This is a genomic window from Colwellia meonggei, from assembly GCF_057537295.1.
Genome location: NZ_BAAJLZ010000015.1, coordinates 1 through 12,637, shown reverse-complemented (window position 1 = coordinate 12,637; position 12,637 = coordinate 1). Strand labels below are relative to the sequence as shown.

The following is a 12,637-nucleotide window of genomic DNA, read 5'->3' as shown; positions in this document are numbered from 1 at the left end:
TTAGTTTTGCAATGTGATGCAAAAAAAGAGGAAAACTGCTTGTTTTCCTCTGTATTAATACTAAATCTTACAAGCGCCACCGGCACAGCCGTCATCTTCAACTTCGGTTTGACTATCGTCGGCACCATCACGAGTATTGTGGTAATACATGGTTTTAACACCAAGCTTATAGGCAGTTAAAATATCTTTTAACACTTGTTTGATTGGTACTTTACCGCCCTCAAAACGCGCAGGGTCGTAGTTAGTGTTGGCCGATATTGTTTGGTCAATAAACTTTTGCATAATACCAACAAGTTGCAAGTAACCTTCGTTATTTGGAATATTCCACAGTAATTCATAGTTATCTTTTAACTTTTGATACTCAGGAACAACTTGTTTCAAAATGCCATCTTTACTGGCTTTAATACTGATTAAACCTCGAGGTGGTTCAATACCATTAGTCGCATTTGATATTTGTGACGAAGTTTCTGATGGCATTAGTGCTGAAACAGTGGAGTTACGAACGCCATGCTCTTTAATGCTAGTACGTAGGCTTTCCCAGTCTAAATGCAATTGCTCGCCAGTAATATTATCGATTTCTTTTTTGTAAGTATCGATAGGTAAAATGCCTTGAGATAAACGTGTTTCGTTAAATTTCGGGCATGCACCTTGTTCAATGGCCAATTGGTTTGAAGCTTTTAATAGGTAGTATTGAATTGCTTCAAAAGTACGGTGCGTTAAGTTATTCGCGCTACCATTTGAATAGAATACGCCATTTTTTGCAAGATAGTACGCGTAGTTAATAACACCTATACCTAACGTACGACGTCCCATAGTTGCGTTATGCGCTGCAGGCACTGGGTAATCTTGGTAATCAAGTAAACTATCTAAAGCACGAACGGCTAAATCAGCTAAGCCACCTAATTCATCAAGGCTATCGATAGCACCTAAGTTAAAGGCTGATAACGTACACAAGGCAATTTCACCTGTTGGATCGTTAACATCTTCCATTGGTTTAGTTGGCAAAGCAATTTCTAAACATAAGTTACTTTGACGAATTGGTGCAACCGTTGGCTCAAATGGTGAATGAGTATTACAGTGATCAACGTTTTGTAAGTATATACGGCCAGTACTTGCACGCTCTTGAGCAAATAAGGTAAACAATTCTATGGCTTTAATACGTTTCTTACGAATCGAGTCGTCAGCTTCGTATTTAACGTATAGCGCTTCAAACTTGTCTTGGTCTTCAAAGAAGGCGTCGTATAAACCAGGAACATCACTCGGGCTAAATAAAGTGATTGATTCACCTTTTATTAAGCGTTGATACATAAGCTTGTTAAATTGTACGCCGTAATCTAAGTGACGCACGCGGTTTTCTTCAACACCACGGTTATTTTTAAGTACTAATAAGCTTTCAACTTCTAAGTGCCAAAGTGGGTAGAATAGGGTAGCAGCACCACCGCGAACACCACCTTGTGAACAACTTTTAACCGCTGTTTGGAATAACTTATAAAATGGAATACAACCAGTATGAAATGCTTCACCGTTACGAATTGTACTACCTAATGCACGAATGCGACCGGCATTAATACCAATGCCCGCACGTTGGGAAACATACTTAACAATTGAACTTGAAGTGGCATTAATTGAATCTAAGCTGTCGCCACACTCAATTAAAACACATGAAGAGAATTGACGCGTTGGCGTGCGAACACCAGCCATAATTGGCGTAGGTAAAGAAAGTTTAAAAGTAGAAATCGCATTATAGAAACCTTTAACATAATCTAAACGAGTTTCTTTTGGGTATTTAGCGAATAAACAGGCTGCTACTAAAATATATAAGAATTGGGCGCTTTCATAAATTTCACCAGTGACACGGTTTTGTACAAGGTATTTACCTTCTAATTGTTTCACTGCTGCGTAGCTAAAGTCTAAATCACGGCGATGATCAAGAAAGCTTTCCATTGCTTCAAACTCAGCTTCAGTATAGTCACTTAATAGGTGTTGATCATATTTACCTGCTTCAACCAAATTAACTACATGTGGGTAAAGCTTAGGAGGCTCAAATTGGCCATAAGCTTTTTTACGTAAATGGAAAATAGCCAAGCGCGCTGACAAGTATTGATAATCAGGTGTTTCTTCTGAAATTAAATCTGCTGCAGATTTAATAATCGTTTCATGAATATCTGCTGTTTTAATTCCGTCATAAAACTGAATATGAGATTTCAGTTCAACTTGAGAAACTGAAACGTTATCTAAATCTTCAGCAGCCCAAGCAATAACTTGGTGAATTTTTTCTAAGTCGATGGGTTCTTTTGAGCCATTGCGCTTTGTAACAAAGAGGTTGTTATTCATGAAAGACCTGTAAATCTATTTATTGTTTTAATCACCCACAATAGGTGTTTATATTGTTAATGACCTCAAAATGGCAACTTTACGAGAAAAGTCGTATGTCATTCAAAGTGACTGAATGAAAAATGCACTATATCTTGGGGTTTTTAAAAAACTAATCACAAGATAGTGAGGTTTGCCTGACAATGCAAGCGATAAAAAGTGTTGAAAATTAGTTGATTTTTTTAGAGTAAAAGTTCTGTTAGTAACAACTAACTTAGTAGCGCTTTTTAATTTTGATTTTTATAAAACGCAACGCTTATTTACAGTTTTTTTTCTTCACTAAATTATTTTAGGTTAATTTTTTGTGTTTATATGACTAAAGAATATAAAAAAATAATTAATCAATAAAATCAGCTTGTTATGGTGGGTGTATGATCTTCGCACAAGTGAATTGACGAGTGATTATTTTATCAGCGTTTGATGATCATTATTAGATCCTACAGAAAGTAAACCTACAAAATTAAGGGTTTTGAATAACTAAAATGTTAAACTTTAGTTAATAAAATACTGCACTTGTAAATTGCATCAGTATGCTGAAGGCCTATCGACATTGGGCCATTCATTAAGAGTGTCTTTTTAGGTCTATATTGATTACTTAATGAAAGCCAGTAAATCAATAGGTGCATTAATCATATGATCTGCTTGCCATGCCTGACAATTTTCGTCAGCCAAGATGTAACCCCAACTAGCAACAAAAGTCTTCATTAACGCGCTATTACCTGCTTGAATATCGCGTAATGCATCGCCTACATACACGCATTGTTTATGATCAACACTGATTTGTTCACAAGCATATAAAATTGGCTCAGGATCGGGTTTACGCTTTTCTAGCGTATCACCGCCAACCATTACTGCACAATTTGCAAACTCAGGGTAATGTGGCAGTAATGCCTTTGTTAAGCCCTCAGGTTTATTGGTAATAATCCCCCAAGGGATATTATCGCTTTCTAGTTGTTGTAATAATTGCGCTACACCTGGATAGAGACACGTTTGTATAGCAATATTGTTTTCATAATAGTTTAAAAACTGTTGACGTAGGTGTTCATAATCATATCGTTTAATATCGTCACCAAAGCCAAGGTTTAATAACCCTAATGCACCATCTGAAGCTATAGGTCGGTAATCCATTGCTGCAATCGTAGGTTTTCCATACTGCACTAATACGTGATTTAAGGCGGCACCTAAATCGTCAGCAGTATCTAATAATGTGCCATCCAAATCGAAAAGAACTGCTGCAATAGCGTTTGTTGAAGTATTATGTGATGACATTAGTTAACTCGATAAATTATTGTGGTTGTAATGGAAAAGCGCCAATAAATTTAAGTGCATTTTGGCGCAGTACAAATATGAATATGATTACTTAAATGCGCTGACAGCAAAGGATGTAATTTACATCAAGCGATGAAGTTAACTTATGATTTTCAGTTAATGGGTTATAGTGAATACCTGCGGCATCAATACATTTTAGGTCCACTGACTCTGCCCATGAAATAAGTGTAGAAGGGCGAATAAAGCTTTTATGATCATGCGTACCGTCTGGTACAAGTTTAAATATTTTTTCAGCCGCGACTATCGCTAACAGATAGGCTTTTAATGATTTATTTAATGTTGAAAAGAATACGTAACCGCCTGGCTTGACCATATGCGCACAGGCACTAATGATAGATGCGGGATCTGGTACATGCTCCAGCATTTCCATACAAGTGACTACGTCATAGTGCTGTGGATGCTGTTGTGCTTGCTCTTCAGCGGTAATCTTTTGGTAGTTAACTTCAACACCAGCTTCTAAGGCATGCAACTTAGCAACATTTAATGGCTCTTGCCCCATATCTATACCCGTTACTTTAGCACCCAATTGGGCAAGGCTTTCTGCTAAAATGCCACCACCACAGCCGACATCGATAATGTTTTTATCGAATAGTTCGCCAACATGCTGACAAATAAATTGGCGGCGCAAAGGATTGATTTGATGCAGTGGTTTGAAATCGCCATCAAGCTCCCACCATTGGCTGGCAACTTGTTCAAATTTGGCTATTTCGTCTTGGTTCACATTTAAAGGCTTGGACATGGCATTATCATTATTTGTCTTGTTGATGCTGGCGATTCTAAACCAATATTTCCAGCAAGCCTAGCGAGAAAATTGATTCAACTTAAATAAAAGCTAATGATAAGAGTTTTAGTGTTCTTTTTAGCTTTGCTTATATAAGCAAAGCTTTACTAGGTATAAATAGGCTTGGTAAGGAAAAGTATGTTGATAAAATAAACGCTTTTAGCTGACATGTGTTTAAAATGCGAACAATGCATCTTTGTTAAGTTATTTTTAAGCCATTATAAAACAATAAAGTTAAATGAAAACAGTAGTATAACTATTGGAAATGTTAATACTAACATGCACTTGAAACTTTATCTTTTTAACGGCAAAATGAAGTAATATAAAGCGGTAGGGCATGACAATGTTTTATGTTAGTATGCCGTGTTAATTAAAAATAATAATTTCGAAATTTTCTGAATTAGATTTACGTTAAGGGATACCATCAATTTATGACCGATTTGGCGAATAATATTGCTCCTGTCAATATTGAGGATGAGCTAAAAAGCTCCTATTTAGATTACGCGATGAGTGTAATCGTAGGTCGTGCATTACCAGATGTACGTGATGGCTTAAAACCGGTGCATCGTCGCGTACTATTTGCAATGAATGTGCTAGGTAACGACTTTAACAAGCCGTATAAAAAATCAGCACGTGTTGTTGGTGACGTTATTGGTAAATATCACCCGCATGGTGATACTGCTGTTTATGATACGATTGTTCGTATGGCGCAGCCATTTTCATTACGCTATATGCTTGTTGATGGCCAAGGTAACTTTGGTTCTGTTGATGGTGATTCAGCGGCGGCAATGCGTTATACCGAAATTCGAATGGCAAAAATTGCTCATTCAATTTTAGCGGATTTAGACAAAGAGACTGTGGATTATGTTGCCAACTATGATGGCACTGAAATGATCCCAGCGGTAATGCCAACGCGCATTCCAAACCTACTCGTTAATGGTACTTCGGGTATTGCAGTAGGTATGGCAACTAATATTCCGCCACATAACTTAACTGAAGTGATTAATGGCTGTTTAGCGGTTATTGATAATGAAGACCTCAGCTTTGAAGAGTTATTAGAGTTTATTCCAGGCCCTGACTTTCCAACCGCTGGTATTATTAGTGGTCGCGCAGGCATTCAAGAAGCTTATAAAACCGGTCGCGGTAAAATAAAAATTCGCGCACGTGCTGAAATAGAAGTAGATGAGAAGTCTGGCAAAGAAACTATCGTTGTACATGAACTTCCTTATCAAGTGAATAAAGCGCGTTTGATCGAAAAAATGGCTGACTTGGTTAAAGAAAAACGTTTAGAAGGTATTTCTGCCCTGCGTGATGAGTCTGATAAAGATGGTATGCGTATGGTTATTGAAGTGAAACGTGGCGAAGTAGGCGAAGTAGTTTTAAATAACTTATATAAACTAACGCAAATGCAAGTGTCGTTTGGTTTGAATATGGTGGCATTGGCTAATGGCCAGCCAAAACTATTCAATTTGCGTGAAATGCTTGACGCTTTTATTTTACATCGCCGTGAAGTGGTTACTCGCAGAACAATCTTTGAATTACGTAAAGCTCGGGAACGCGCGCATTTACTTGAAGGTTTATCAATCGCATTAGCGAATATTGACCCAATTATTGAGTTAATTAAAAACTCACCAACACCTAGTGAAGCAAAAGAACAATTACTTGCTCGTGGTTGGGATCTTGGTCATGTTGCAGAAATGCTTGCTGCAGCCGGTGATGATGCCGCTCGTCCTGAATGGGTAGAAGCTGAATTTGGTATTCGTGAAGGTCAATACTTCTTAACCGCACAACAGGCGCAAGCGATTTTAGATTTACGTTTGCACAAGTTAACCGGTTTAGAACATGAAAAGATTTTAAACGAATACAAAGCATTATTAGATGTAATTGCTGAATTGCTACATATTTTGGCAAGTCCAGCGCGACTAATGGAAGTTATTCGTGAAGAGTTAGAAGTTATTCGTGATGATTTTGGTGATGAACGTCGTACAGAAATTACTAATGCATCTCATGACCTTGCATTAGAAGATTTAATCAACGAAGAAGATGTTGTTGTAACGCTTTCTCATGAAGGTTACGTTAAGTACCAAGTATTATCAGATTACGAAGCACAGCGACGTGGTGGTAAAGGTAAAGCAGCGACTAAGATGAAAGATGAAGATTTCATTGAGCGCCTGTTAGTTGCGAATACTCACGATACTATTTTGTGTTTCTCTAACCGGGGTAAATTATATTGGTTGAAAGTTTACCAATTGCCACTAGCGAGTCGTACTGCTCGTGGTCGTCCAATTGTTAACTTACTACCATTAGAAGCTGACGAACGTATTACGGCTATTTTACCTGTACGTGAATATGAAGAAGACAAGTTCATCATCATGGCAACGGCATCAGGTACCGTCAAGAAAACTGCGCTTACTGCCTATAAGAACCAACGTGCAAACGGTATTATTGCCTTGAATCTTCGCGATGACGATACCTTAATTGGTGTTGATATTACTAACGGTGAAAATGACATTATGTTGTTCTCAGACGCTGGTAAAGTAGTACGCTTTAACGAGAAGAAACGTGATAGTGAAACTGGCGAAATAAAGATTGATCCAGAAACTGGCGAGCAACAATGGGCGTTAAAACCTATTGGTCGTACTGGTACTGGTGTTCGTGGTATTAAGTTAGAAGGTGAGCAGAAAGTTGTTTCATTGATTGTGCCTAAAAATGATGGTCCTATTCTAACTATTACTGAAAATGGCTTTGGTAAGCGTACAGCGCTAGATGAATATCCAGCGAAGAGCCGGGCAACCAAAGGTGTTGTTTCAATCAAAGTTAGCGAGCGTAACGGCCCAGTTGTTGGCGCTGTTCAAGTTGAAGATCAAGATGAAATTATGCTGATAACAGATAACGGTACGTTAGTTCGTACGCGTGTGAATGAAGTTAGTGTTATTGGTCGTAATACTCAAGGTGTTCGTATTATTCGTACTGTTGAAGGTGAACATGTGGTTGCCTTACAACGTATTGACGAAATTGAAGAGCCAGAAGTGTTCGAAGAAACTGAAAATGGCGAACAAGCATCAACACTAGTTGAGGGTGATAAAGTTGAAACACCTGATACTGACGGTGGCGATGAAGGTTCATCACTCGAAAATGACGATACTGCAGAGTAACCGTTGTTAACATAATAAAAAGGCGGTTTTTACCGCCTTTTTTTATGGCTGAATTTTACATCAAGTGTAAAATTTCAATTTAATGAAAAAAGTTATATCAAAGTTAAATTAAGAATTGATGCTAGACACCAAAACGGTATGCTAGCTGTAGTTTTTAAAAAGCCAAGAAATCATAATAAAAACATCTTGGTGTGTGTATTGTTAAATAGTCAGTGTTCAGTGTTAGAGAGCTCAAAGGCCGTTACTCGCTAAAATGCAGTGAAAGCCAACTTATCAAGTCAATTGAAGAAGGGTGTAGAGTTAAATGTCTAGTGTGTATAATTTTTGCGCAGGTCCGGCAATGTTACCTGTTGATGTCATGAAAAAAGCGCAAAGTGAGTTTTTAAATTTTGCTGAGACCGGTAGCTCAGTGATGGAACTCAGCCACCGTAGTAAAGAGTTTATTGCTGTTGCTGAAAAAGCGGAAGCGAATTTACGTAATCTTATGGCGATCCCTGAAAATTATAAAGTATTGTTTTGTCATGGTGGCGGTCGTGGGCAATTTTCAGCTGTCGCATTGAATTTATTAGGCGAGTCAAAAAAAGCAGATTATATCGTCACTGGTGCTTGGTCAAAATCAGCCGCAGAAGAAGCAAGCCATTATGGCGATATCAATATTATCAATGCTATTGAAAATATTGATGGTAAACAAAGCGTAAAGCATTGTTGTGAATGGCCTATCAGTGAAGATGCAGCCTACGTGCATTATTGTCCAAATGAAACTGTTGATGGTATTGAGATATTTGAGGTTCCAAATACCGGTAATATTCCATTAGTCGCTGATATGTCATCAACAATTTTATCGAGAGCGTTTGATGTAAGCCAATTTGGGCTTATTTATGCCGGAGCACAAAAAAATATTGGTCCATCAGGGTTAACCTTAGTGATTGTCCGCGAAGATTTATTAGGTAATGCCCATATCGATACACCATCAATTATGAATTATCAGGTGTTGGCGAAAAACGGCTCTATGTATAACACGCCACCAACTTATGCTTGGTATTTAGCTGGCTTAGTTTTTGATTGGTTATTAGCTAAAGGCGGTGTCGATGCGGTTACCAAAATTAACACCCAAAAAGCACAATTGCTTTATGACTATATTGATGAGAGTAATTTTTATCAAAATTCAATTGCTTCTGAAAATCGCAGTTTAATGAATATCCCGTTTTGGTTGACTGATGATAGCTTATCAGCAAGTTTTTTAGCGCAAGCAGAAGAGCAAGGGTTAATGGCGCTGAAAGGCCATCGTATGGTCGGTGGAATGCGTGCAAGTATTTATAACGCTATGCCGATAGAAGGTGTACAAGCGTTAGTCGATTTTATGAAAAAATTCGCTCAAGGAGCTAAATAATATGGAACAATTAACCTTAGAGCCAATTAATAAAATTAATGGCGAAGTGTTTTTACCTGGCTCAAAAAGCCTATCTAATCGTGCATTATTAATTGCAGCACTTGCTAAAGGTGAAACTAAAATAACGAATTTGCTCGTCAGTGATGATATTAATCACATGCTCGACGCGCTGAAAATTTTAGGTGTTCAATATACGTTAAGCGACTGCGGCACTGAATGTACGGTTGCAGGTAATAATGGCTTTTTTAATACAAATGAGCCACTGGAGTTGTATTTAGGTAATGCTGGCACGGCAATGCGACCTTTATGTGCGGCGCTTGCGGCAAGTAAAGGAGAGTTCATCTTAACTGGTGAGCCAAGAATGAAAGAAAGACCAATAGGGCATTTAGTTGATGCGTTAAACCAACTTGATGCTGACATTGAGTATTTGGAAAATAAAGATTACCCACCAGTAAAAATCAATGGTAATCCTTTAACGGGTAACACAGTTAATATTGATGGTTCAATTTCAAGTCAATTTCTAACCGCTATTTTAATGGTTTCACCATTATTGGAAGCTGATACTCAAATCACTATTGAAGGTGAACTAGTCTCGAAACCGTACATTGATATTACTCTTGATATTATGGCTCGCTTTGGCGTTAAAGTGCAAAACAATGATTATCAATCATTTACGATGAAGGGAAGCCAGAGTTATCAAGCTGTTGAAAAATATATGGTAGAAGGTGATGCTTCTTCGGCGTCGTACTTTTTAGCAGCGGGCGCTATTAAAGGCGGAGAAGTTACTGTGCATGGTGTCGGCAAGTTAAGTGTGCAAGGTGATAAACATTTTGCCGATGTGCTTGAAAAAATGGGCGCTGAAGTTATTTGGCATGATGAGTCAATTACGGTTATTGGTAAACCATTAAACGCCGTTGATATGGATATGAACCATATCCCTGATGCCGCCATGACTATAGCCACCACAGCACTTTTTGCGCAAGGTACAACCACTATCCGAAATATTTATAACTGGCGTGTCAAGGAAACTGATCGTTTGACTGCTATGGCGACTGAATTGCGAAAGGTCGGTGCAGAAGTCACTGAAGGCGAAGATTATATTTCAGTAACGCCTCCAGCATCGTTAAAACATGCTGATATTGATACTTATAATGATCACCGAGTTGCGATGTGCTTTTCACTTGTGGCACTTAGTGATACACCAGTTACCATTAATGATCCTAAATGTACGGCAAAAACATTTCCTGACTATTTCGAAAAATTAGCGCAAGTTTCTAATTAGCCATTAGTGAAGTTTGTTACAAAATAATTTTTTACGCGATTTTGTCATACAAATCCCGTATAATGCCGCCGATTTTCGACTTTAGGAGGAAAATGTATGCAGGAAAGTGTTCCAGTAATCACTATTGATGGACCAAGTGGAGCAGGTAAGGGAACCGTTGCACGCATTGTTGCAGAGCAGTTAGGGTGGCACTTATTAGATAGTGGCGCTATTTATCGTGTTTTAGCCGTCGCGGCTGAACATCACAATATTGCTGCTGATGACGAAGAGTCATTATTGCCAGTAGCGGCACATTTAGATGTGCAATTTGAAATTACTGATGATGGTGAAGGTCGAGTTGTATTGGAAGGAGAAGACGTTTCTACCGCTATTCGTACCGAAGAAGTTGGCGCGCTTGCATCGCAAGTTGCTGCTTTTCCTCGTGTTAGGGAAGCATTATTAAGACGTCAGCGTGCTTTTAAGGTAGCACCAGGTTTAGTTGCAGATGGTCGTGATATGGGAACTGTAGTTTTCATTGATGCCCCAGTAAAAGTCTTTTTAACCGCAAGCGCTGAAGAAAGAGCGCAAAGGCGATTTAATCAGTTGAAAGAAAAGGGCTTTGATGTTAAAATCGGGCGCCTTTTGGATGACATACGTCAGCGAGATGAGCGAGATCAAAACCGTAAGGTGGCGCCGCTTGTTCCGGCAGAAGGAGCATTAGTTATTGATTCTACTGAACTTTCAATTGATGAAGTGGTTAGTAAAATCCTTTCATTTAGTAATGAAAAACTAATGTAAAAAAGCAATAATGCTTAAATCAACCTAAGGTAAGGATGCGTTAGGTCTTATTAACAACCCCATGAAACATGTACGTTGATTGGATTAATAACTGAGTTTAATATACAAGTTATGATGGAAAATTTTGCGCAGCTTTTTGAAGAAAGCTTAAAAGAAATCGAAACCCGCCCTGGTTCAATTATCAAAGGTACAATTGTACGCATTGAAAAAGACAATGTTCTTGTTGACGCTGGCTTAAAATCTGAATCTGTTGTTTCTATTGATCAATTTAAAAACGCAGCTGGTGAAATCGAAGTTGCTGTTGGTGATCAAATCGACGTATCTCTTAAAGCGACTGATGATGGTTTCGGTGAAACGATTCTTTCTCGCGATGATGCTAAACGTCATGAAGCATGGCAAGTGCTTGAAAAAGCATACGAAGAAAAAGAAACTATTATCGGTGTTATCAACGGTAAAGTTAAAGGTGGTTTCACAGTTGAAGTTAGCAACATCCGTGCTTTCTTACCTGGTTCATTAGTAGACGTTCGTCCTATCCGTGACACTACTCACCTTGAAGGTAAAGATTTAGAATTTAAAGTTATTAAGCTTGATCAAAAGCGTAATAACGTAGTTGTATCTCGTCGTGCTGTTATCGAATCAGAAAGCAGTGTTGAACGTGATGAACTACTAGCTTCTCTTGCTGAAGGCATTGAAGTTAAAGGTATCGTTAAGAACCTTACTGACTACGGTGCATTCGTAGATTTAGGCGGCATTGACGGCCTACTTCACATCACAGATATGGCTTGGAAACGTGTTAAGCACCCAAGTGAAATCGTAAACGTTGGTGATGAAATCCAAGTTAAAGTATTGAAATTCGATCGTGAACGTACTCGTGTATCTCTAGGTATGAAGCAGTTAGGCGAAGATCCATGGGTAGCTATCGCTAAGCGTTACCCTGAAGGTGCTAAACTTTCTGGTCGCGTAACTAACTTAACTGATTACGGTTGTTTCGTTGAAATCCAAGAAGGCGTTGAAGGTCTTGTTCACGTTTCTGAAATGGATTGGACTAACAAAAACATCCACCCATCTAAAGTTGTTAACTTAGGTGACACAGTTGAAGTTATGGTTCTTGAAATTGACGAAGAACGTCGTCGTATTTCTCTTGGCCTTAAGCAATGTATCCCGAACCCATGGGAAGAGTTTGCTAAGAACTTCAACAAAGGTGACAAAGTATCAGGTAAGATCAAGTCAATCACTGACTTCGGTATCTTCATTGGTCTTGACGGTGGTATTGACGGTCTTGTTCACTTATCTGACATTTCATGGGCTGGCGGTGAAGAAGCTGTTCGTGAATACAAGAAAGGTGATGAGATTTCAGCTGTTGTACTTCAAGTTGACCCAGAACGTGAGCGTATCTCTCTAGGTGTTAAACAAACTGAAGATGATCCGTTTAATCAATACCTTGCAGATAACAAAAAAGGTGCTATTGTTACAGGTAAGGTTATTGAAGTAGATGCTAAAGGCGCTAAAATTGAGTTAGCTGACGGCGTTGAAGGTTACCTTCGTGTTGC

General features: G+C 38.5%; 8 protein-coding genes. 5 read left to right on the top strand and 3 right to left on the bottom strand.

Translation table 11 applies throughout. The features are described from left to right. Window positions 1–60: 60 nt before the first annotated feature. The 3 genes from nrdA to ubiG all read right to left on the bottom strand — a co-directional run bounded on the left by nrdA (window position 61) and on the right by ubiG (window position 4,441). Window positions 61–2,334, bottom strand: a complete 2,274-nt coding sequence (gene nrdA / locus AC27E9_RS18845; protein ID WP_487132853.1) for a class 1a ribonucleoside-diphosphate reductase subunit alpha — start codon at window positions 2,332–2,334, stop codon at window positions 61–63. A gap of 630 nt (window positions 2,335–2,964) precedes the next feature. Then, the gene (locus AC27E9_RS18840; RefSeq protein WP_487132852.1) at window positions 2,965–3,642 is read right to left on the bottom strand and encodes an HAD family hydrolase; all 678 of its coding nucleotides are present in this window, start codon (window positions 3,640–3,642) and stop codon (window positions 2,965–2,967) included. 91 nt (window positions 3,643–3,733) lie between these two features. Next, window positions 3,734–4,441, bottom strand: coding sequence for a bifunctional 2-polyprenyl-6-hydroxyphenol methylase/3-demethylubiquinol 3-O-methyltransferase UbiG (gene ubiG, locus AC27E9_RS18835; RefSeq protein WP_487132851.1), 708 nt, complete (start codon window positions 4,439–4,441; stop codon window positions 3,734–3,736). 473 nt (window positions 4,442–4,914) lie between these two features. Between ubiG and gyrA the strand changes: the two genes are divergently transcribed. From gyrA to rpsA, 5 genes are all read left to right on the top strand, one after another. Next, window positions 4,915–7,638, top strand: a complete 2,724-nt coding sequence (gyrA, locus tag AC27E9_RS18830; RefSeq protein WP_487132850.1) for a DNA topoisomerase (ATP-hydrolyzing) subunit A — start codon at window positions 4,915–4,917, stop codon at window positions 7,636–7,638. A 304-nt stretch (window positions 7,639–7,942) separates the two neighbouring features. Continuing rightward, window positions 7,943–9,028 carry a 3-phosphoserine/phosphohydroxythreonine transaminase gene (gene serC / locus AC27E9_RS18825; protein ID WP_487132849.1) on the top strand — a complete coding sequence of 362 codons (1,086 nt, stop codon included), beginning with the start codon at window positions 7,943–7,945 and terminating at the stop codon, window positions 9,026–9,028. 1 nt (window position 9,029) lies between these two features. Next, window positions 9,030–10,310 (top strand): 3-phosphoshikimate 1-carboxyvinyltransferase, encoded by a 1,281-nt coding sequence (gene aroA / locus AC27E9_RS18820; protein ID WP_487132848.1) that lies wholly within the window; start codon window positions 9,030–9,032, stop codon window positions 10,308–10,310. Between the two features lie 96 nt (window positions 10,311–10,406). Next, a complete protein-coding gene (gene cmk, locus AC27E9_RS18815) occupies window positions 10,407–11,087 on the top strand; it encodes a (d)CMP kinase (RefSeq protein ID WP_487132847.1) in 681 nt (226 codons plus the stop codon). Between the two features lie 111 nt (window positions 11,088–11,198). Continuing rightward, window positions 11,199–12,637, top strand: a 1,439-nt coding sequence (rpsA, locus tag AC27E9_RS18810) for a 30S ribosomal protein S1 (RefSeq protein ID WP_487132846.1), incomplete at its 3' end; no start/stop codon positions are given.